The organism is Streptomyces sp. NPDC012474 (genome assembly GCF_042955185.1).
Lineage (GTDB): Bacteria > Actinomycetota > Actinomycetes > Streptomycetales > Streptomycetaceae > Streptomyces > Streptomyces cahuitamycinicus.
In genome coordinates, this window is record NZ_JBIBEP010000020.1 from 105,537 (window position 1) to 127,379 (window position 21,843).

A 21,843-nucleotide genomic window follows, 5' to 3' on the forward strand; every position below is an offset into this window, starting at 1 on the left:
ACCCACGAGAATCGCCCCGGATCGCCGAAATTCCCCTCATACGAGGTTGACTCAGCCAAACGCGAACGGTCCCGTCCCTGAACAGGGACGGGACCGAAGGGAACCTCAGTCGATCACCAGACGATCAGCTCGTACCGAAGCCGACCGCCAGGTACTCCTTCTCCCTCACCGTCGACCGCTTGCTCGCGTACACCTTGGACATGTAGAGGTGCCCGTCGGCATACAGGAACTCGGAGTACTCCGGCGACATGCTGGTCTCCACGTCGCGCACGGAGTCCGTCGCGGGGTTCTGCAGCAGCGTCGTCTCCTTGAAGCCGGTGCCGGAGATGCTCACGACCTGTCCGCCCTTGTCGTACGGGGGACGCTTGTACGCGATCAGGTTGCCGCCGTCCATGCGCAGCGGCGAGATCGTGTAGCCGTCGCCCGCGTCGGCCCGCTGCCCGGTCTGCTTGCCGGTGGCGAGGTCGAAGGCGACGATCTCGTTGGTCTGGCTGTACTTGCCGGTGCCGTCGTGCTCCTCGGTCGGCAGGTACAGCCGGTCGTTGCCGACGGCCAGCAGGTTGCAGGCCTCGACGCGGGTGATGCCCTCGCAGCGGGCCGCGAACTGCTCGCCCGGCGCGGAGATGCGCGTGCGCAGCTTGCCGGTCTTGCTGTCGATGGAGAAGAAGTCGGAGATGCCGCTGCCGTCGCCCGCGGAGTCACCGACGTCGGCGGCCACGACCAGCGGGTTGGTCGACACGATGCTCGCGTACTCGATGCCCTGGGTCATCTTGTACTCCGAGATCACCTTCCCGGACTTCGGGTCGATCGTCTGGATGTGCAGCTGCCGCTGGTCGTAGGAGCCGCACTTGCGCACCGCGACCAGCTTCTCGCCGCCGCCGTACCCGGCGTCGTAGCAGGAGTCGGCCGGCTTCGGGCTCCACAGGAGCTTGCCGGAGACGTCGAAGGCGGCGCCGCCACTGGTGCTGCCGACGGCGACCGTCTTCCCGCTGAGGGTGATGTTGTCGAAGGTGATCAGCTGGTCACCGGTCTTGACCGTCTTGGTCCACAGCCTCTTGCCGGCGTCGAGGTCGATGAGCGCGATCTCGCTGCACCCGTGCGAGGGGTCGGCCTTGGTGGGCATCGCCGGCTGGTAGAGGATCGCCGTCAGGTTGTCGTCCGTGACGTGGCGGCTGGCCTGGCACACCGGGCCGTCCAGCGGGATCTTCCACAGCTCGCTGCCCTTGTCACGGTCGTAGCCGATGATCTGGGCGATGCCGCTCTTGACGTACGCCTTGTCGGTGAGCCACGAGCCGGAGACGACGACCGTGCTGTCGTTCTTCACCTCGGGCGCCGGGACCTGGAAGAGGACCTTGGCACTGGGGTCGGACGGCGGCTTCTCCTTGCCGGAGGTGGTGCCGCCCTTGTCGTCGTCCGTGCCGCCGGTGCCGCCGCTGGAGGAGGCGGTGTCGTCCTTCTTCCCGTCGTCCTTCCCGGACGAGGCGTACCAGACACCGCCGCCGATGATCAGGGCGATCGCCACGACCGCGGCGACGATGATCAGCACCTGCGCGTTGACCTTCTTGCCGCCGCCCGGCTGTCCCGGCTGCGGCGGGTGCGGCATGGTCTGCTGCGGATAGCCGTAACCGGGCTGCTGCCCGTACCCCGGCTGGCCGAAGCCCGGCTGCCCGTACCCCGGCTGGCCGTACCCCGGCTGACCGTAGGGCGCCTGCTGCGGCTGCCCGTACGCCCCCGGCGGCTGGCCGGGGTAGCCGTAGCCGGGCGGGCCCTGCGGGGCCTGCGGAGGCTGGGGCGCCGGAGCCCCCTGCGGATACCCGTAACCCTGCGGAGGCTGGGGCGGGGTCTGCGGCGCGGCCGGCGGAGGCGCCTGGGGTGCCTGGGGTGCCTGCGGTGCCTGCGGTGCCTGGGGGTAGCCGTACCCCGGCTCCGGGGCCTTGCCGAGGTCCGGCCCGGCCGCGGGCGGCGGGGTCTGCGGCGGCTGGTCCTGCGGCGGCTGGTCCTGGGGCGGCCCGAAGCCGCCCCCCTGCGGGGGCTGCTGGGGCGGCGGGGGCGGCGGCTGGGTCATGGCGTGGGTACCTCGGGGAAGGGGACGGACGACGCGGACGAAGGGAAACCCGACGGAGGAAGAGTCACTTGCCGTAGGCGAGCATCAACTTCTCCTTCGTGTCGTCGTTGCCGCTCAGCCGGGTCGTCGAGATGTAGAAGCGCCCGTCGGCCCAGTCGATGTCCTTGGAGAAGAAGCTGTCCTCGATGTCCGCGGCGCCCTGCGGGTTCTGCAGCAGTTTGGACGGCTTGTGGCTGCTGCCGCCGGTCGGGATGGACACGATCTGCCCGCCCGCGTCGTACGACGGCTCCACATAGGCGATGAGCTTGTCGCCCTCGGTCTTCACCGGCATCATCGACTCGTCGGAGGGGGACTTCACCCGCCACTTCTCCTTGCCGTCCGCCAGGTTGACCGCGACGATCTCGTTGGCGCCGGACGTGGCCTTGGTCGGCAGGTACAGCGTGGAGTCGTCGACGGCGACGCCCTGGCAGCCCGTGAGGTCGCGTTCGAGGATCGCCCAGCCGCACTCGGGGGCGAAGTCCTCGTCGAAGCCGACCTGCGAGCGGAACTTGCCGCCGGAGGTGAAGGTGGAGATGTTCCAGGCCTTCTTGTCCGAGTTGGTGCTGTAGACGACCAGCGGGCTGACCGAGTAGGTGCGCGCGACCCGCCAGCCCTTGTCGAACGGCTGGGTCCACCTGGCCTTGCCGGTCCTGGGGTCGAGCTCCTGGAGCTCGTCGTGCTCCTTGTCGGTCCCGGCGCCGCAGGAGGAGACGGCGATCAGCTTCTCGCCGCCGGCGAACGCGGCGGGGAAGCAGGCGTTGCCGTACTTCTTCTTGTCGAAGAGCTTGTCGCCGTTGGTGACGTCGTACGCCGTGCCGGACTGGGAGCGGCCCACCATCAGCGTCTTGCCGGTGATGGACAGTTCGACGGAGAGCGTGGAGTCGAACAGGGCGCCGTCGGCGACAGCTTCCTTCCAGCCCTTCTCGCCGGTGCCGAGGTCGATCTCCTGCAGCTGGTTGCACTTGGCGCGGTCGCTGCTGCCGCTCATGTACGCGACGACGATCTTGTCGTCGGACGTCTTCTGCGGAGTCGTCGCGCAGATCTTCTGCGGGAAGGTGATCGCGTCCCAGGCGGGTTTGCCGTCACCGACGTTGTAGGCGAAGAGCTGCTTGTAGGCGGCCTTCACCGCGGTCTTGCCGGTGATCCACATGCCGTTGGCGTCGGCGCCGGAGCCGGGCGCGTCGGGCGCTTCCTTGTACCAGAGGACCTTGGCCTCGCCGGCCTGGCGGCCCTCGTTGAGGTCCTCCGGGTCCTCGCCGCCGTCGCCGCTGCCGTCACCGGGGTTGACCGGGGCGGAGGAGCCGGGCTTGGCGTCGTCGGTCTTCTGGGCGACCGGCTTCTTCTTGCCCTTGCCGTCGTCACCGCCGGTGACGGCCCACACGGTGCCGCCGACCACGAGCAGCGCGGCGACGGCGGCACCGATGATCATGGCGGGCTTGCCCTTGAAGGGGTTGTTCGAGCCGCCCCCGGGCGGCGTGCCGGGCGCACCGGGGTACTGCGGCTGCGTCGGGTAGCCGTACCCGGGCTGGCCGTACGGGCCCGGCTGCTGCGGCTGGCCGTACGGGCCCGGCTGCTGCGGCTGGCCGTAGGGGCCGGCGTTGTACGGCCCCGGCTGTCCCGGCTGCCCGTACGGACCGGGCTGCTGCGGGGACTGCTGCGGGTAGCCGTACCCCGGCTGCGGCGGGCCCTGCGGGGGCGGCGGCGTCTGGGGCGGTCCCTGCGGTGGTGGCGGGGTCTGCGGTGGTGGCGGGGTCTGCGGTGCCCCGTAACCACCGCCCTGCGGCGGCTGGTTCTGCGGTGCACCGAAGCCATCGTGCGGTGGCTGACTGGGCGGCTGAGTCATCAGCGGCTCCCCCGTTCGATCACTGATTTTTAGCCACGCCCTGAGGTACGCGATGGGCTCAGAGTCGCTTCATAAAGTTCTAAGACGACTCTTTCTATCACCAGGTTCCGACAACACACCGGGCCGATCATCCCCTGTTCCCAAGGGAGGACCGGCCCGTGATGCCCTCGTTATGCGCCTTCACGCACCCTTCACGCGTCCTCGGCCAGTTCCAGCCATCGCATCTCCAGCTCCTCGCGCTGACCGGCCAACTCCCGCAGCTCGGCATCCAGTCCGGCGACCTTCGCGAAGTCTGTGGCGTTTTCGGCGATTTGGGCGTGGAGTTTGGTCTCCTTCTCGGAGACCTTGTCGAGCTGCCGCTCGATCTTCTGGAGCTCCTTCTTGGCGGCGCGCTGTCCGGCCGCGCTCTTCTCCGGGGCGGTGGACTGCTGCGCGGCGGCCGGGGCCGAGGCTGCAGCGGCCTCCTCCATGCGCTGCCTGCGCTCCAGGTACTCGTCGATGCCGCGCGGCAGCATCCGCAGGGCGCCGTCGCCGAGCAGCGCGAACACCCGGTCGGTGGTGCGCTCGATGAAGAACCGGTCGTGGGAGATGACGATCATCGAGCCGGGCCAGCCGTCGAGGACGTCCTCCAGCTGCGTCAGCGTCTCGATGTCGAGGTCGTTGGTGGGCTCGTCGAGGAAGAGGACGTTGGGCTCGTCCATGAGCAGACGCAGCAGCTGGAGCCTGCGGCGCTCACCACCGGACAGGTCGCCGACGGGCGTCCACTGCTTCTCCTTGGTGAAGCCGAACGTCTCGCACAGCTGCCCCGCGGTCATCTCGCGGCCCTTGCCGAGGTCGACGCGCTCACGCACCTGCTGCACCGCCTCCAGCACGCGGGTGGCCGGGTCGAGTTCGGCGACCTCCTGGGAGAGGTAGGCCAGCTTCACCGTCTTGCCGACGCGGACGCGTCCGCCCACGGGCTGGGTCTCGCCGTCGGACCAAGCGGCCTCGCCCATGGCCCGCAGCAGGGACGTCTTCCCGGCGCCGTTGACACCGACCAGGCCGATCCGGTCGCCGGGCCCGAGCTGCCAGGTGACGTGCTTGAGGAGGACCTTGGGGCCCGCCTGGACGGTGATGTCCTCCAGGTCGAACACGGTCTTGCCCAGCCGGGTGGAGGCGAACTTCATCAGCTCGCTGCTGTCCCGGGGCGGCGGCACGTCCGCGATGAGCTCGTTGGCGGCCTCGACGCGGAAGCGCGGCTTGGACGTACGGGCGGGCGCCCCGCGGCGCAGCCAGGCCAGCTCCTTGCGGACGAGGTTCTGCCGCTTGACCTCCTCGGTGGCGGCGATGCGCTCGCGCTCGGCACGGGCGAAGACGTAGTCGGAGTAGCCGCCCTCGTACTCGTAGACCGCACCGCGCTGGACGTCCCACATGCGTGTGCACACCTGGTCGAGGAACCACCGGTCGTGGGTCACGCACACCAACGCCGACCTGCGGTTCTGCAGATGCTTGGCCAGCCAGGCGATGCCCTCGACGTCGAGGTGGTTGGTGGGCTCGTCCAGGACGAGCAGGTCCTGGTCCTCGATGAGCAGCTTGGCCAGTGCGATCCGGCGCCGCTCACCGCCGGAGAGCGGGCCGATGACGGTGTCGAGCCCCTTGGGGAACCCCGGCAGGTCGAGCCCGCCGAACAGGCCGGTCAGCACGTCCCTGACCTTGGCGACGCCGGCCCACTCGTGGTCGGCCATGTCGCCGATGACCTCGTGGCGGACGGTGGCCTCGGGGTCGAGGGAGTCGTGTTGCGTGAGCACGCCGATGCGCAGACCGCCGGAGTGCGTGACGCGCCCCGTGTCGGCCTCCTCCAGCCGGGCGAGCATCCGGATCAGCGTGGTCTTGCCGTCACCGTTGCGGCCGACGACGCCGATGCGTTCCCCTTCGGCGACGCCGAGGGAGACACCGTCGAGCAGGGCGCGGGTGCCGTACACCTTGCTGACGTTCTCGACATTGACCAGGTTGACGGCCATTACTCTCCTGCCAAGGGGGATGGATCACCCCCCAGGGTAGTCGCGCGCGGGGGTGCTCCGGCCGGGGCGGTCAGCCGCCGGCCGCGGCTTCCCGGCGGCGCTGGTAGCGCCACACGTCCATCAGCCGCTCGTCGAACGGCAGCTCCGGGTCGAGGGGGCCGATCCGGTGCTCGGCCTCCACGCAGCGCGGATCGTCGCGCACGGCCAGGCCGGACACGGCGCAGATGCGGATCGACTGCTGCTCGTCATGGGTGAGCGCGACGAGCGCGTCCCCCACCTCGGGCTCGCTCCCCCGGTCGTGGACGAGCCAGTGGCACACCGCCCCGCGTACGCCGGGGTCCTCGTCATGGGCCAGGGTGAGCACGGTGGTGAGGCTCTCGGGGTGGTGCACGGTCTCCGGAACCAGGGCACGCACCCTCGGGTCCGGGTGGGAGAGGTACGACAGCCCGACGGCCTCGATCTCCGGGGCGCTGTCATGGGTCATCGCGTGGAGCAGTACCGCCAGCACCTCCGGGTCCCGCTCCTGCTCCGCCCAGGGCACGAGCTGCCGCCCCCGGTCCCAGAACGGGTCGTGGCCCGTGACGACGTCTCCGAGGATCAGGGACAGCAGGAGGTCGGCGGCGAGCAGTCGGTGCACCCGGTCGGGGTGGTCGAGCAGGTCCCTGGACCACTGCCAGGTCTCCTCGTCGAGCCTCCGGCCGAGCGTGAACACGACGTCGCACCACACGACGTGGTCCCGGTCGGGGTGGGCGAGGGCGCGCGCGACCAGTTCGTCGAAGGGAGTGCGGATGCCGTAGCGAGCCTCCATGGAGGTGAGGACCGCCCGGTGCTCGTCGCGCACGGTCGTCCCGCCGAGCGTGAGCTGCTCGGACCACCAACCGACCTCGTCGTCCTCGACCCGGATCCGCTCGACCGGCCCGGTGTGGCCGGTGAGGCGGCGCAGTTCGGCCTCTGTGCCCGCCTCGGCCCATCGCCGGGCCCGGGCCAGCATTTCGGCGCGCGCCGGTGCCGGGAGCGGGATCCGACTGGTGGCGAGCGCGTGGGTCAGCAGGTGGGACCCGCCGTCCACCGCCCGCAGCAGCGGGGTGCTCCCGTCGGGCAGTCGGCGCAGGGGGTCGGCACCGGCCTGGAGCAGCGCCTCGGCGACGGGCCGGTCGTACGCCGCCACGGCGAGGCAGAGGACCGGGAGGCCGTCTGTTGCGTCGGGGGTGTCGGGGTCCGCACCTGCGTCGAGCAGGGCCGTGACCTCGTCCGAGTCGCCGCGCCGTACGGCCGCGACCAGTTCCTTCACGTCTGTGCCCCCTTTTGAAAACAACTGGGGGAGCCTAGGCGCCCGGCAGCCGCCGGGGCACGTGATTAACGCCCGGCGACCGTCGCCCCGGGCGCCGGGCCCGACGCCGTGCGCACCGTCCGGCACGTCCCGGACGACACCAGCGCCTGTGCCACCGCGGCGGCCGACTCCGGGTCGCGGGCGAGGAACGCGGTGGTCGGGCCGGAGCCCGAGACGAGCGCGGTGAGGGCACCGGCGGCACGCCCCGCGGCCAGGGTGCCGGCGAGTTCGGGGAAGAGGGACAGGGCCGCGGGCTGGAGGTCGTTGGAGACGGCGGCGGCGAGCGCGTCCGGGTCGCCCTTGGCGAGGGCGGCGAGGAGTTCCTGGGAGGCGACGGGCTCGGGGATGTCCGTGCCCGCGCCGAGCCGGTCGAACTCGCGGAAGACGGCCGGGGTGGACAGGCCCCGCCCGGCCATCGCGAAGACCCAGTGGAAGGTGCCGCCGACCTCCAGGGGCGTCAGCTGCTCGCCCCGCCCGATGCCGAGGGCCGCCCCGCCGACCAGGCTGAACGGCACGTCGCTGCCCAGCTCGGCGCAGATGCCGAGGAGTTCGTCACGACGGGCGCCCGTCTCCCACAGTGCGTCGCAGGCCACCAGGGCGCCGGCGCCGTCCGCGCTGCCGCCCGCCATGCCGCCGGCGACGGGGATGTCCTTGGCGATGTGGATGTGGACGCCGGGGCTGCGCCCGTACCGCTCGGCCAGCGCGATCGCCGCGCGCGCCGCCAGGTTCGTACGGTCCAGGGGAACCTGGCCGGCGTCCGGGCCTTCGCAGGTGACGCGGAGCTCGTCGGCCGGGGTGACGGTGATCTCGTCGTAGAGGCCGACCGCGAGGAAGACGTTGGCCAGATCGTGGAAGCCGTCGGGGCGGGCGGCGCCGACCGCCAGCTGGACGTTGACCTTGGCCGGGACGCGGACCGTGACGCTCATGCGGGCTCCTTCTCCTCCTGCGGGTCCGCCTTGTGCTCGGCGATACGCGCGAACTCTTCCACGGTCAGCGACTCGCCCCGGGCCTGCGGCGAGACCCCTGCGGCGACCAGGGCCTCCTCGGCGGCGGCGGCGGATCCGGCCCAGCCGGAGAGCGCGGCCCGCAGCGTCTTGCGGCGCTGGGCGAACGCCGCGTCGACGACGGCGAACACCTCGCGCTTCGAGGCCGTCGTCCTCAGCGGCTCGCTCCGGCGGACCAGGGACACCAGGCCGCTGTCGACGTTGGGCGCGGGCCAGAACACGTTCCGCCCGATGGCGCCGGCGCGCTTGACCTCGGCGTGCCAGTTGGCCTTGACCGAGGGGACGCCGTAGACCTTCGAGCCGGGCGGCGCGGCCAGCCGGTCGGCGACCTCCGCCTGGACCATGACGAGGGTGCGTTCGATGGTCGGGAAGGTGTCGAGCATGTGCAGCAGGACCGGGACGGCCACGTTGTAGGGGAGGTTGGCGACCAGGGCGGTCGGGGCCGGGCCCGGCAGCTCGGTGACGTGCATGGCGTCCGAGTGGACGAGGTTGAACCGGTCGGCGCGCTCGGGCATGCGGGCCGTGATGGTCGCGGGCAGCGCACCGGCGAGCACGTCGTCGATCTCCACGGCCATGACCCGGTCGGCGACCTCCAGCAGCGCGAGGGTGAGCGACCCGAGCCCCGGGCCGACCTCGACGACCACGTCGTCGGGGCGGACCTGGGCGGTGCGGACGATACGGCGGACGGTGTTCGCGTCGATCACGAAGTTCTGTCCGCGTTGCTTGGTGGGGCGTACGCCGAGGGCTGCCGCGAGCTCGCGGATGTCGGCGGGGCCCAGGAGGGCGTCGGGGGTGGGGCTGCTGGTCACGGGACAAGGGTACGGGGGTTCGGTTCCCCCCTATCCGCCCAGCCGTGCCCCGCAGTGCGGCCAGGGGCTGGCCCCCCGCCGCACATACAGCTTCTTCGCCCGGTACGTCTGTTCCGCCGCCGGGGCGTCCTGGGGGCGGCCGCTGCCGCCGAGGGCCTGCCAGGTCCGGGTGTCGAACTGGTAGAGGCCGCCGTAGGTGCCCGAGGAGTCGACCGCGTCGGGCCGGCCGCCGGACTCGCAGGCCGCCAGGCCCCGCCAGTCGAGGTGGTCGGCGCCCTGGACGGAGGCGGGGCGCTCCTTGGTGCCGACCTTGACCACCTGCGGGCGCGGCTCGCGCACCAGCTCGGTTCTGATCCGGCGCGGCTTCTGCTTGACGCCGTTGACCGTGCGCAGCGAGAAGGTGACGCGGCGCAGGCCCGGCTCGCCCGCGTGCTCCACGACCTCCGTGCCCCGGAACAGGTCAGGGTCCTCCGTCCGCCGCACCGGGAACGGGACCGGCTCCTCGCGGACCTCCTTGCCGCCGGTGATCCGCAGCACGGTCAGTGTCTGCCCGTCGCGCGGGAAGCTGTTCTGCGGGACCGAGGTGGTGTCCTGGCCGTGCAGGGTGATCCCGGCCTCCTCGACGGCCTCCCGTACGGTCGCCGCGTTGGTGCGCACCGTGCGGGCACGGCCGTCCGCCATGATCGTGACGGTGCGTTCGGTCCGTACGTCCAGTGCGAGCCCTTCGCGCCCGATGCGGCGGGAGCGCGAGGTGGACACGTACGCTCCCTCCTGTCGCACACCCAGCTGCCGCAGCGCTCCGTCCACCGTGTGGGCGGTCGTCCAGACCTCGCGCCGGTGCCCGTCGAGGGTGAGCCGCAGGGGACGGGCGAAGTGCACGGCGACCTCGTCGCCGCTGCTGATGTCCGTGCCGGGCCCGGGCGCGACCACGTCGTGGGCGCCGATCTCGACGCCCTCCTCCGCGAGCAGTTCGGTGACGTCGTCGGCGAAGGTGTGCAGTGTGCGCGCCTTGCCGTCGACGTTCAGCTCGATCGCCTTGTCCTTGGCGACGAACGCCGTGGTGCCGCCGGCGAGGAAGGCGACGACCAGGGCCTGCGGGAGGAGCCGCCGCATGGGGCTGTCCGGGCGCTCGGGGTAGCGGGCCTTGCGCCGGCGTGCGGATCTGCGGTGCGAGCCGGTGCGCGCCGCGGCACGCGATCCGGCGTGCGCACCCGGGCCCTGGCCTGGCCGCTCCTGGCCCGGCTGCTCGACGGACCCGGGCGCGGGCCCGTCGTGCGGAGCGCCCTGCCGGGGCAGCCCGGGCGGGGTCGGCGCCTCGTAGGCGGGCCGGTAGGTGTCCCGGTGGGCGCCGGGTGCCCCGGGGGTCCCGTAGCCGAGCGTCTGTGCGCTGTGCAGATCGGCCGGCGCGTCGAAGCCGCCGTACACCGGGTCGGCGTAGGCCGGGCCGTACGTCTCGTACGTCTCGTATGCCTCGTACGTTTCGTATCGGGAATTGCTCACGCCGACGCGCTCCAGGGGGCCGGAGGGGTCCAGAGGGGTCCGGATCGGGCCCCCAGAACCTAGCGGAGCGTTCGTCACTCTCCAAAGCGACGCGACTACGCACGGTCGTGCGGTGTGGTTGTGGACCCGGGGTCAGTAAGCGAACGCGCGTGCCGTGTTCGCGCCGAGTGCCGTGGCGAGGGTGTCCTCGTCGATGCCGCGCACCTCGGCCATGGCCCGCACGGTGACCGGCACGAGGTACGGGGCGTTGGGCCGTCCGCGGTAGGGCGCCGGTGTGAGGAAGGGCGCGTCCGTCTCGACGAGGAGGAGCTCCAGCGGGGCCACCGCCACCGCGTCCCGCAGGTTCCGGGCGTTCTTGAAGGTGACGTTGCCGGCGAAGGACATGAAATAGCCCGCGCTCGCGCAGATCCCCGCCATCTCGGCGTCACCGGAGTAGCAGTGGAAGACGGTCCGCTCGGGGGCGCCCTCCTCCTTGAGCACGCGCAGGACGTCGGCGTGGGCGTCGCGGTCGTGGATGACCAGGGCCTTGCCGTGCCGCTTGGCGATCTCGATGTGGGCGCGGAAGGACCGCTCCTGGGCGTCCTTGCCGTCGGGCCCGGTGCGGAAGTAGTCGAGGCCGGTCTCGCCGACGCCCTTGACCTGCTCCAGCGCGGCCAGCCGGTCGATCTCGGCGAGCGCGTCGTCCAGCGCGGCTGGGCCGCCGGGTTCGCGGGCGCCCTGCCGCGACCACCCGTCGGGGTCGCCGTGCACGATCCGGGGCGCCTCGTTCGGGTGCAGGGCGACCGTGGCGTGGACGGCGTCGTGGGCCGCAGCCGTCTCGGCCGCCCACCGGGAGCCCTTGAGGTCGCAGCCGACCTGCACGACCGTCGTCACTCCGACCGACGCCGCCTTCGCCAGTGCCTCCTCGACCGTGCCGGACTGCATGTCCAGGTGGGTGTGGGAGTCGGCGACCGGCACCCGCAGGGGCTCCGGGAGGGGCGGGGCCGCGTTCTTGTCCTGGCGGCCGGAGTCGTTCGAAGGCATGCCCCGATCCTACGAAAGGGGCACGCCCTCCCCGACGGGGGAGGACCGGGGAGGGCGTCGGACAAGGCAGCCGGACGGGTCAGCTCGCCTTGCGCTGGAAGGGATGCAGCAGGTCGGACAGGTGCCAGTGGTGGTGCTCGCGCTCCTCGCCCTCGCTCCCGGGCCCTGCCGAGGGAGCCTCCACGGGCCCGGCGGGCGGCGGCACGCGGGACGGCCGGTGCGCGGCGTCGTGCGCCGACGCGACCCGCCCGGGCCGCATGATCCGCACGACGTGGCTGTCGCAGTTGTGGCACTCGGGCTTGCTCAACGGGGAGGGCACCACCTTGCCGTCCGCGACGTAGAGGACGAACTCATGACCCGCGGCGTCCGTGTGGTGCTCTATCTCGTACGACTGCTCCCAGCCGTGCCCGCACCGCATGCAGGCGAACGAGTAGGACTCGTTGACGACTGCGGTGGCACCGGCGCGGAGCCCGGTCTGCCCTGCGATCTCACTCATGCCAGCTCCTGTTCCGCTGTGGCGTGAGGACGATTCCGTCCCCGCACCCCAGTGGACTCCCCGGCCGGACCGGTGGCAGCAGAACTGTCGAGTGTTGGCCCCGATTTGGGGCTCCCTTGCCCCGAGCCCCCGGCGCCTTTACCCACGCATGGGGCGCACGAAGGCGCCCCTCAGGGGCGCGGGGAGCTGCGCGCGACAAGCCGGGGGCGCGGGGAGCTGCGCGACAAGCCCCGCACGACGCGCGTCCCGCGAAGCACAGCAGCCCTCGCCCCGAACCCGGTCACCCCGCAGCGTTCTTCGCGGCGACCACCGCATCGAAGACAACCCTCTTCGGCACGCCGGCCTCCACCGCCACCGCGGCGATCGCCTCCTTGCGCCGCTCCCCCGCTTCCTCCCGCACCCGGACCCGCCGCACCAGCTCCTCCGGCCCGACCTCCTCGGGGCCCTTCTCCGGCGCTCCCTCCACCACGACGGTGATCTCGCCGCGCACCCCCTCCGCGGCCCACGCGGCCAGCTCCCCCAGCCCGCCCCGCCGCACCTCCTCGTACGTCTTGGTCAGCTCCCGGCACACCGCGGCCCGCCGTCCGGCCCCGAACACCTCGGCCATGGCCGACAGCGTGTCGTCGAGCCGGTGGGGAGCCTCGAAGTAGACGAGCGTCCGCCGCTCTCCGGCGACCTCCCGCAGCCGGCCCAGGCGCTCTCCCGCCTTGCGCGGCAGGAACCCCTCGAAGCAGAACCGGTCGACCGGCAGTCCGGACAGCGCGAGCGCGGTGAGCACCGCGGACGGCCCGGGCACGGCGGTGACCCGCACGTCCCGCTCGACCGCGGCGGCGACCAGCCGGTACCCCGGGTCGGACACGGACGGCATCCCCGCGTCGGTCACCAGCAGCACCCGCGACCCGCCCACCAGCTCCTCGACCAGCTCCGGCGTCCGGGCGGACTCGTTGCCCTCGAAGTACGACACCACCCGCCCCCTGGGCGTCACACCGAGCGCCTGGGTCAGCCGGCGCAGCCGCCGCGTGTCCTCGGCGGCGATCACATCGGCTCCGGCCAGTTCCTCGGCGAGCCGGGGCGGGGCGTCCGCGGTGTCGCCGATGGGGGTGCCTGCTAGTACGAGGGTTCCGATCACGCTCCCATCCTCCCAGGGGCGGCGGACGCGGACTCCTCCCAGGGGCGGAGCATGCGGACGCATACCGGCCATGCACGGGACTCACACAGAACGGTTCCCTACGATGGCGCGGTGACCAGTACCGCGTCCTCCACGGACACCCGGCAGGGCCAGGCGCCGCTCGACCAGCGGCCGTCCTGGCAGCAGCGGCTGCGCCGCTTCGGCTACCAGGGGCAGCCCAGAAGCGACGCCCGCGACGTCCGTGACCGCCTGGTGCCGCCGTACACCGAGCCCTCCCCGCGTCTGTGGGCGGCGCTCGGCGTCCCGCACCCGCTCGCGGGCCGGCTGGTGCGCTGGTCGGGCTGGATCGGCCCGCTGCTCGTCACGCTGCTGGCGGGGGTGCTGCGGTTCTGGAACCTGGGCAACCCCAGGGCGGTGATATTCGACGAGACGTACTACGCCAAGGACGCGTGGGCGCTGGTCCACCGCGGGTTCGAACTCAACTGGGACAAGAACGCCAACGACCTGGTCCTGTCGTCGGGCGGGAACGTCACGCTCCCCGCGGACGCCGCGTATGTCGTGCACCCGCCGGTCGGCAAGTACGTCATCGGGCTCGGCGAGCTGATGTTCGGGTTCGACCCCTTCGGCTGGCGTTTCATGACGGCGGTGCTCGGCACGCTGTCCGTGCTGCTGCTGTGCCGGATCGGCCGCCGCCTGTTCCGCTCCACGTTCCTGGGGTGTCTGGCGGGCGCGCTGATGGCGGTGGACGGCCTGCACTTCGTGATGAGCCGCACGGCGCTGCTGGACGGCGTGCTGATGTTCTTCGTGCTGGCCGCGTTCGGCTGTCTGCTGGTCGACCGCGACAGGGCCCGTGCGAGACTCGCCGCCGCGCTGCCGCTGGACGAGGACGGCCGGGCCCGGCCCGACCGGCACACGGCCGAGACGGCCCGCCTGGGATGGCGCCCCTGGCGCTGGGCGGCGGGCCTGATGCTGGGCCTGGCCATCGGCACGAAGTGGAACGGCCTCTACATCCTGGCCGCGTTCTGCCTGATGGCCGTGTTGTGGGACGTCGGTTCGCGGCGGGTCGCCGGGGCCCGGCACCCGTACTCGGCGGTCCTCAAGCGGGACACCGGCCTCGCGTTCCTCGCCACGGTCCCGGTGGCCCTGGTCACCTACGTCCTGTCCTGGACCGGCTGGATCCTCTCCGCGACCGACGGCTCCGGCGGCTACTACCGCAACTGGGCCGCGACCGGCGGCAAGGGCGACGGCTGGGCGTTCCTGCCCGACTGGCTGCGCAGCCTGTGGCACTACGAGCACCAGGTGTACGAGTTCCACGTCGGCCTGTCCTCACCGCACACGTACCAGTCCAACCCGTGGAGCTGGCTCGTCCTCGGCCGTCCGGTGTCGTACTTCTACGAGTCCCCGGCCCCCGGCAAGGACGGCTGCCCCGCCGACGCCGGCGAGAAGTGCGCCCGCGAGGTGCTCGCCCTCGGCACGCCGCTGCTGTGGTGGGTCGCCTGCTTCGCGGTCCTGTACGTGCTGTGGCGCTGGTTCTTCCGCCGTGACTGGCGCGCGGGTGCCATCGCCTGCGGCATCGCGGCCGGCTACCTGCCCTGGTTCATGTACCAGGAGCGCACGATCTTCTTCTTCTACGCCGTCGTCTTCCTGCCGTTCCTGTGCCTGGCGGTGGCGATGCTCCTCGGCGCGATCATCGGCCCGCCCCGCTCCGGCGACACCCGCCGCGTCGCGGGCGCCACGGCCGCGGGCGTCCTGGTCCTCCTGATCACCTGGAACTTCATCTATTTCTGGCCCCTGTACACGGGCACCGCCATCCCGATCGACGACTGGCGGGCGCGGATGTGGCTCGATACGTGGGTCTGATCTGTGTTCGGTCAAAAATCGAAACTCATGTCCCGGCAGTAAGCGGTTACGCATAGAGTGCCCCCCGGGATCGAGCTTTCTGAACGCGTTCAAAGGAGCGCGTGGGGCTCAACGGGGAGGGCCGGCCAGTGGGCAAGGGGGTCAGAGCCGCCGTCATAGGCGGGGTGTTCGCGGTGATGGCGGGCGGGGCCGGGTACGGCGCCTACAACATCGTGAGCGCGCTCGACGGTGACAGGGGCGGCACGGGCGGGGTGGCCGCGGAGACGAAGTCGGGGCCGCCCGGCAAGGACGAGGTCAAGGAGACCACGGCCAAGTTCTTCGCGGCCTGGGAGAAGGGCGCCGCCGCCTCGGCGGCCTCGTACACGAACAACGACGCGGCCGCCGAGCAGCTGCTCACCGCCTTCGGCGACGAGGCGCACATCACCGACGTGAAGATCACGCCGGGCACGGCCCGGGGCACCACCGTGCCGTACACGGTGAAGGCGAAGGTGGCCTACGGCGGGAAGTCCAAGCCGCTCGGCTACAAGAGCGAGCTGAAGGTCGTGCGCGGGCTGACCACCGGGCAAGCGCTGGTCGACTGGCAGCCGTCCGTCGTGCACCCCGAGCTGACGAAGGAGGACACCCTCGTCACCGAGCAGTCGGCCACCCCGCCGATCGAGGCCGTGGGCCGCGACGGCTCCGAGCTGACGAAGGAGAAGTACCCCTCCCTCGGACCGGTCCTGGACGCCCTGCGCGACAAGTACGGCGACAAGGCCGGTGGCGCCCCCGGCGTCGAGCTGGTCATCCGGCACCCCGGCAACGATGCTCCCGACACCCCGCTGCTCACCCTCGCCAAGGGCAGACCGGGCAAGCTCACCACCACGATCAGCCCCAGCGCGCAGGCGGCGGCCGAGAAGGCGGTCAAGCGGTTCGCCCAGTCGTCGGTGGTGGCCGTCAAGCCCAGCACCGGCGAGGTGCTGGCCGTGGCCAACAACCGCACGGACGGCTACAACGCCGCCTTCCAGGGCGAGGCGGCCCCCGGCTCCACCATGAAGATCATCACCGCCGCGATGCTCATCGACAACGGCGTGACCTCGATGAACGGCCCGGCACCCTGCCCGGACACCGCCGTGTGGCAGAGCCAGACGTTCAAGAACCTGACCGGCATGAAGTCCGACGAGAGCGCGACGCTGGCCAACAGCTTCATGCGGTCCTGCAACACCGCCTTCATCAAGCTCATCGACGAGAAGCCGCTCACGGACGCCTCGTTGACCCAGGAGGCCGAACAGCGCTTCGGACTGGGCCAGGACAACTGGAAGACCGGCATCGCCTCCTTCGACGGCAGCGTCCCCGCCGTCGGCGGACCGGACCGGGCGGCCGGCGCCATCGGGCAGGGCCAGGTGCAGATGAGCCCGCTGAACATGGCCTCGGTGACCGCGACCGCCATCACCGGCGCCTTCCGCCAGCCCTACCTGGTCTCGCCGAAGCTGGACGGCCGCGAGCTGGCACAGGCCCAGGGCCTGCGGGCGAGCACCGCCGCCCAGCTCAAGGAGATGATGCGGCTCACCGCCACACAGGGCACCGCCGCGCAGGCCATGGCCGGGCTGGGCGGTGACATCGGCGCCAAGACCGGTTCCGCCGAGGTCGACGGCAACGCCAGGTCCAACAGCTGGTTCACCGGATTCCGCAACGACATCGCGGCGGCGGCCATGACCGAGGAGGGCGGCCACGGCGGTGACGCGGCCGGGCCGATTGTCGCAGCCGTGCTACGAACAGGTGGCTGATCTCACCTCCGCGGCACGGGACTCTAGGGTGGTGGCCGTCGTTGCACCATGGGACAGCTGAGGGCAACGGGGACCCTGGGGAATCTCGGAGGAACGGACAGCAGTGGGCAACAGAAGGCGCGTCACCGAGCGACCGAAGACCAGACCCGCCGTGATCGGCGGGATGATCGCCGTGGTCGTCGTGGGCGCCGGGGCCGGTGCCTACGCGCTGTACGGCGGTGGCGCCGCCGCCGACGACGGGACACGCGCGTCGGACCAGAAGGCCAAGGTGAAGACGGGCCCGCTGTCCCCGGCCGAAGTCACCACCACCGCCCGCGCCTTCCTCACCGCCTGGCAGTCCCGGAAGGTCGACCGGGCCGCCGCGGCCACCGACGACGCGTCGGCGGCCCGGTCGCTGCTCACCGGCTACACCAAGGACGCCCGCATCAAGGACGTCACCCTCACCCCGGGCAAGCCCACCGGCGACAAGGTGCCGTTCTCCGTCAAGGGCACGGTGTCCTACAAGGGCACCGACAAGCCCCTGGCGTACGACAGCGCCCTGACCGTCGTGCGCCGCGCCGCCGACGGGAAGCCACTGGTCGACTGGCACGCGGCGGTCGTGCACCCGGAGCTGCGGGACGGCGACACCCTCGTCACCGGCGCGGCGGGCACACCCCCGGTCAAGGCCCTCGACCGGGACGGCGGCGAACTGACCACGAAGAAGTACGCCTCGGTCGGCCCGATCCTGGACGGCCTGCGCGAGAAGTACGGCAAGAAGGCCGGCGGCAAGGCCGGCATCGAACTGCGGGTGGTTCGCGGAAAGTCCGCCGAGGCGAAGGACCTCTCCGACAAGACCCTGCTGGAGCTGAGCGAGGGCACGCCCGGCACGGTGAAGACCACGCTGGACCCGGCCCTGCAGGCGGCGGCCGAGCGGCAGGTCGCGAAGAAGGCCCGGTCGTCGGTGGCCGTGGTGCGGGTGTCGACCGGCGAGATCCTGGCCGCCGCCAACGCCTCCCCCGGCTTCAACACCGCCTTCCAGGGCTCCCTGGCCCCCGGCTCTACGATGAAGGTCATCACCTCGTCGCTGCTGATCGAGAAGGGCCTGGCCTCGGCCGACAAGAAGCACCCGTGCCCGAAGTACTTCACGTACGGCCACTGGAAGTTCCAGAACGACGACAAGTTCCAGATCAAGAACGGCACCTTCAAGGCGAGCTTCGCCCGCTCCTGCAACACGGCCTTCATCAGCCAGGCCCCGGAGCTGGAGAACGACGACCTGACCAAGGAGGCCCAGCAGGTCTACGGCCTGGGCCTGAACAACTGGGCGATCGGGGTGCCGTCCTTCGACGGCGCGGTGCCCGTGCAGTCGGCGGCCCAGATGGGTGCCTCGCTGATCGGGCAGGGCGGGGTCCGGATGAACCCGCTGAACATGGCGTCGGTGTCGGCGACGGTCAAGGCCGGCACCTTCCACCAGCCGTACCTGGTCTCCCCTGACGTGGACGGGCGCAAGCTGGCGAAGGCCGCGCGCACGATGCCGGCGGGCACCCTGTCCCAGCTGCGTGAGCTGATGGCGTACACCGCCGCGTACGGCACGGCCGCCGAGGCGATGTCCGGGGTCGGCGGCGACGTCGGCGCGAAGACCGGGTCCGCCGAGGTCGACGGGCAGAAGAAGCCGAACGGCTGGTTCACGGCCTACCGGGGCGACCTGGCCGCCGCGGGCGTGGTCCAGCAGGGCGGACACGGCGGTTCGACGGCCGGTCCGATCGTGGCGGCCCTGCTCAAGGCGGGCGGCTGAGCACCGGGTTCGATGGTCAGTGAGTGACCGGTTCCGCGGCGGCCATGTAGGTCCGCCGCAGGAACCGCAGCAGCGTCTGCCGCTCGAACTGCACCACCGAAACGCCTTGCGCGGAGTGGAACTCCACCACGACCTGCACCCGGCCGCACGGCCACACCCGCACCTCGCCGCTCCCGGCGGGGGCCCGCAGTCCCTCCTCCAGCAGCTCACGGCTGAAGACCCACTCGCGTCCCCCGGCCCCCGGCAGCGCCATGCGCACCTTCCGGGGATCGTGGTCGGGGTCGTACCGCAGGGCGACCGGAACCGCCTCCAGCTCGTCGACGAGCGGCACGGCCGCGTCCGAGACGATGTGGGCTCGCGCGTACTGCTCGACTACGGACATCGGACGGCCCCTTCACCGTGCGCAATCCGAGTGGAAACCGTGCGTCCACTCCCCCTCCAATGTCGCATATTTTCCGGATTGCGCTTCTGGAGCCGGATATATCGCGGGTGAGATAAAACGAGAGTCACGCTCTTGCAAACCGTTCGCATCAAGCCACATCATCGAACGGTGCATGTACCTGACGGATTCATCAACGCGCCCACCTCCGCCGCCACCGGTGTGATCGCCGCGGGCGCCATCGCCGTGAGCCTGCGCGGCGCACGCCGTGAACAGGGGGGAGAGCGCACCGCGCCGTTGGCCGGGCTCGTGGCGGCGTTCATCTTCGCCGTGCAGATGCTGAACTTCCCCGTGGCGGGGGGCACCAGCGGCCATCTCCTCGGCGGTGCGCTGGCGGCGATACTCGTCGGCCCCTACACCGGGGTCCTGTGCGTCTCCGTCGTCCTGCTGATGCAGGGCATCCTGTTCGCGGACGGCGGTCTGACCGCGCTGGGCGTGAACATCACCAACATGGCGATCGTCACGACGGTCGTGGCCTACGCCCTCTTCCGCGGCCTGGTGAAGGTGCTGCCCCGCACCCGCCGGTCGGTCACCGCCGCCGCCTTCGTCGCGGCCCTGGTCTCCGTCCCGGCCGCCGCGCTGGCCTTCACGCTGATGTACGCGATCGGCGGCACCACCGACGTGTCGATCGGCAAGGTCGCGACCGCCATGATCGGCGTGCATGTCCTGATCGGCATCGGCGAGGCCGTGATCACCGCACTGACCGTCGGCGCGGTCATCGCCGTCCGCCCGGACCTGGTGTACGGGGCGCGCGGGCTGACGCAGAAGCTCAAGCTCCGGGTGAACGGCGAACTGGTCGACGCCCCCGGCGCCGAGCCCGTGCCCGCCGCCGCCCGGACCTCGCACCGCAAGGTGTGGGCGGCCGGTCTGGTCGCCTCCCTCGTGCTGGCCGGGTTCGTCAGCTTCTACGCCTCGGCGAACCCCGACGGCCTGGAGAAGGTCGCCGCCGACCACGGCATCGACAAGGAGACCGAGGAGCACGCGGTGGCCGGCTCCCCCCTCGCCGACTACGGCGTCGAGGACGTCGACGACGACCGCCTGTCCGGAGGGCTGGCGGGTGTCATCGGCGTGGGCGTCACGGTCGTCGCGGGCACCGGCGTGTTCTGGGCCGTGCGCCGCCGCCGCACGGACGACACCTCCCCGTCGGACACGACGGACGCGACGAACGCGACGGCGACGGACGCGACCTCCACGACCGCCACGACAAGCACCAGCGGCACCACCAGCACGACGGGCACGAGCGTCTGACATGGGAGCCGGGCACGCGCACAAGCTGTACCGGCACGGGCACTCGCCCGTGCACGGCCTGCCGCCGCACACCAAGCTCGCCGCCGTCTTCGCCTTCGTGGTCGTCGTGGTGTCGACACCGCGCGAGGCGATGTGGGCGTTCGGGCTGTACGCCGTGCTGCTCGGGGCCGTCGCGTGCGTCGCGCGCGTGCCCGCCGGCTTCCTGCTCCGGCGGCTGCTGATCGAGGTGCCGTTCGTCGCGTTCGCGGTGCTCATGCCGTTCGTGGCGGAGGGCGAGCGGGTCGACGTCCTCGGTCTGTCCCTGAGCGTGAACGGACTGTGGGGCGCCTGGAACGTGCTCGCCAAGGGCACCCTGGGCGTCGCGGCCTCGGTGCTGCTGGCCGCCACGACCGAGCTCCGCGAACTGCTGCTGGGCCTGCAACGCCTCAGACTCCCGCCGCTGCTCGTGCAGATCGCGTCCTTCATGATCCGCTACGGCGACGTCGTCACCGACGAGATGCGGCGTATGCGGATCGCCCGGGAGTCGCGCGGCTTCGAGGCGAGGGGCGTCCGGCACTGGGGCGTGCTCGCCAAGTCGGCCGGCGCGTTGTTCATCCGCTCCTACGAGCGCGGCGAGCGGGTGCACCTGGCCATGGTCAGCCGCGGATACGCCGGCTCCATGCCCGTCATCGACGAGGTGACCGCGTCCCGGGCGCAGTGGTCGTACGCCCTCGCCCTCCCCTGCGCCGCGCTGCTCGTCTGTCTGCTGGGATGGACCCTGTGACTGCTTCCCTGGAGGTCTCGGGCCTCGCTTTCGCCTACCCCGACGGGCATCAGGCCCTCTTCGGCGTCGACTTCTCGGTCGCGCGCGGCGAGCGGGTCGCGCTGCTCGGGCCGAACGGCGCCGGCAAGACGACCCTCGTGCTGCACCTCAACGGCATCCTGACCGGCGGTGCCGGCACGGTGAAGGTCGCCGGGCTGCCCCTGGACAAGCGGAACATGGCCGAGGTCCGGCGCCGGGTCGGCATCGTCTTCCAGGACCCGGACGACCAGCTGTTCATGCCGACGGTCCGCGAGGACGTGGCGTTCGGGCCGGCGGCGGCCGGGCTGAAGGGCCCGGCCCTGGAGGAGCGCGTGGACCGGGCGCTGGAGCGGGTCGGCATGGCGGAGTTCAAGGACCGCCCGCCGCACCATCTCTCCTTCGGCCAGCGCCGCCGGGTGGCCGTCGCGACCGTGCTGGCGATGGAGCCGGAGATCCTCGTGCTCGACGAGCCGTCCTCCAACCTGGACCCGGCCTCGCGCCGCGAACTGGCGGACATCCTGCGCTCCCTGGACGTGACCGTGCTGATGGTCACACACGACCTGCCCTACGCCCTGGAGCTGTGCCCGCGCTCCCTGGTCCTCAGCGACGGGGTGATCGCGGCCGACGGGCCGACGGGCGAGCTGCTCTCCGACGAGGAGCTGATGCGGGCCCACCGTCTGGAGCTGCCGTTCGGGTTCGACCCGCGTTCCGTCCCGGCGACTCCGGCCCGTCCGTGACAATGG

General features: G+C 71.7%; 17 protein-coding genes. 6 read left to right on the forward strand and 11 right to left on the reverse strand.

Annotation, left to right across the window (positions count from 1 at the left end; genetic code table 11):
- Positions 1 to 124: 124 nt before the first annotated feature.
- The 10 genes from ACFY9S_RS33390 to rsmI all read right to left on the reverse strand — a co-directional run bounded on the left by ACFY9S_RS33390 (position 125) and on the right by rsmI (position 13,238).
- Positions 125 to 2,065 (reverse strand): PQQ-binding-like beta-propeller repeat protein, encoded by a 1,941-nt coding sequence (locus tag ACFY9S_RS33390; RefSeq protein ID WP_391135990.1) that lies wholly within the window; start codon positions 2,063 to 2,065, stop codon positions 125 to 127.
- Positions 2,066 to 2,129: 64 nt separating this feature from the next.
- On the reverse strand, positions 2,130 to 3,947 hold the full coding sequence (locus ACFY9S_RS33395; RefSeq protein WP_391135992.1) for a PQQ-binding-like beta-propeller repeat protein: 1,818 nt from the start codon (positions 3,945 to 3,947) through the stop codon (positions 2,130 to 2,132).
- Positions 3,948 to 4,138: 191 nt separating this feature from the next.
- Complete coding sequence (locus tag ACFY9S_RS33400; RefSeq protein ID WP_391135994.1) at positions 4,139 to 5,947, reverse strand: ATP-binding cassette domain-containing protein; 1,809 nt, start codon at positions 5,945 to 5,947, stop codon at positions 4,139 to 4,141.
- A 70-nt stretch (positions 5,948 to 6,017) separates the two neighbouring features.
- Positions 6,018 to 7,238: a hypothetical protein gene (locus tag ACFY9S_RS33405; RefSeq protein WP_391135996.1), complete on the reverse strand. Its 1,221-nt coding sequence runs from the start codon at positions 7,236 to 7,238 to the stop codon at positions 6,018 to 6,020.
- A 65-nt stretch (positions 7,239 to 7,303) separates the two neighbouring features.
- A complete protein-coding gene (locus tag ACFY9S_RS33410; protein ID WP_391135998.1) occupies positions 7,304 to 8,203 on the reverse strand; it encodes a 4-(cytidine 5'-diphospho)-2-C-methyl-D-erythritol kinase in 900 nt (299 codons plus the stop codon).
- A complete protein-coding gene (gene rsmA / locus ACFY9S_RS33415; RefSeq protein WP_391136000.1) occupies positions 8,200 to 9,090 on the reverse strand; it encodes a 16S rRNA (adenine(1518)-N(6)/adenine(1519)-N(6))-dimethyltransferase RsmA in 891 nt (296 codons plus the stop codon). Before rsmA ends, ACFY9S_RS33410 begins: the two co-directional genes overlap by 4 nt.
- A 30-nt stretch (positions 9,091 to 9,120) precedes the next feature.
- A complete protein-coding gene (locus ACFY9S_RS33420) occupies positions 9,121 to 10,590 on the reverse strand; it encodes a ubiquitin-like domain-containing protein (RefSeq protein WP_391136002.1) in 1,470 nt (489 codons plus the stop codon).
- Between the two features lie 132 nt (positions 10,591 to 10,722).
- On the reverse strand, positions 10,723 to 11,613 hold the full coding sequence (locus tag ACFY9S_RS33425; protein WP_391136004.1) for a TatD family hydrolase: 891 nt from the start codon (positions 11,611 to 11,613) through the stop codon (positions 10,723 to 10,725).
- Positions 11,614 to 11,692: 79 nt separating this feature from the next.
- Positions 11,693 to 12,109 carry a hypothetical protein gene (locus tag ACFY9S_RS33430; protein WP_391136006.1) on the reverse strand — a complete coding sequence of 139 codons (417 nt, stop codon included), beginning with the start codon at positions 12,107 to 12,109 and terminating at the stop codon, positions 11,693 to 11,695.
- Positions 12,110 to 12,389: 280 nt separating this feature from the next.
- Complete coding sequence (rsmI, locus tag ACFY9S_RS33435) at positions 12,390 to 13,238, reverse strand: 16S rRNA (cytidine(1402)-2'-O)-methyltransferase (RefSeq protein ID WP_391136008.1); 849 nt, start codon at positions 13,236 to 13,238, stop codon at positions 12,390 to 12,392.
- A gap of 111 nt (positions 13,239 to 13,349) precedes the next feature.
- Between rsmI and ACFY9S_RS33440 the strand changes: the two genes are divergently transcribed.
- The 3 genes from ACFY9S_RS33440 to ACFY9S_RS33450 all read left to right on the forward strand — a co-directional run bounded on the left by ACFY9S_RS33440 (position 13,350) and on the right by ACFY9S_RS33450 (position 18,632).
- A complete protein-coding gene (locus ACFY9S_RS33440; RefSeq protein ID WP_391136010.1) occupies positions 13,350 to 15,098 on the forward strand; it encodes a phospholipid carrier-dependent glycosyltransferase in 1,749 nt (582 codons plus the stop codon).
- A 128-nt stretch (positions 15,099 to 15,226) separates the two neighbouring features.
- The gene (locus tag ACFY9S_RS33445) at positions 15,227 to 16,861 is read left to right on the forward strand and encodes a penicillin-binding transpeptidase domain-containing protein (protein WP_391136159.1); all 1,635 of its coding nucleotides are present in this window, start codon (positions 15,227 to 15,229) and stop codon (positions 16,859 to 16,861) included.
- Between the two features lie 103 nt (positions 16,862 to 16,964).
- Complete coding sequence (locus ACFY9S_RS33450) at positions 16,965 to 18,632, forward strand: penicillin-binding transpeptidase domain-containing protein (RefSeq protein WP_391136012.1); 1,668 nt, start codon at positions 16,965 to 16,967, stop codon at positions 18,630 to 18,632.
- A gap of 16 nt (positions 18,633 to 18,648) precedes the next feature.
- Here ACFY9S_RS33450 and ACFY9S_RS33455 read toward each other — a convergent pair whose 3' ends face one another.
- Positions 18,649 to 19,014 carry an SsgA family sporulation/cell division regulator gene (locus ACFY9S_RS33455; protein ID WP_391136014.1) on the reverse strand — a complete coding sequence of 122 codons (366 nt, stop codon included), beginning with the start codon at positions 19,012 to 19,014 and terminating at the stop codon, positions 18,649 to 18,651.
- Between the two features lie 168 nt (positions 19,015 to 19,182).
- On the opposite strand from ACFY9S_RS33455, the gene ACFY9S_RS33460 reads away from it, so the two are divergent.
- From ACFY9S_RS33460 to ACFY9S_RS33470, 3 genes are read left to right on the forward strand one after another with little or no spacing between them, the layout of a single operon-like run.
- On the forward strand, positions 19,183 to 20,319 hold the full coding sequence (locus ACFY9S_RS33460; RefSeq protein WP_391136015.1) for an energy-coupling factor ABC transporter permease: 1,137 nt from the start codon (positions 19,183 to 19,185) through the stop codon (positions 20,317 to 20,319).
- 1 nt (position 20,320) lies between these two features.
- Positions 20,321 to 21,082: a cobalt ECF transporter T component CbiQ gene (gene cbiQ, locus ACFY9S_RS33465; protein WP_391136017.1), complete on the forward strand. Its 762-nt coding sequence runs from the start codon at positions 20,321 to 20,323 to the stop codon at positions 21,080 to 21,082.
- Positions 21,070 to 21,837, forward strand: coding sequence for an ATP-binding cassette domain-containing protein (locus tag ACFY9S_RS33470; RefSeq protein WP_391136020.1), 768 nt, complete (start codon positions 21,070 to 21,072; stop codon positions 21,835 to 21,837). The genes cbiQ and ACFY9S_RS33470 overlap by 13 nt, the downstream gene beginning before the upstream one ends.
- Positions 21,838 to 21,843 lie beyond the last annotated feature (6 nt).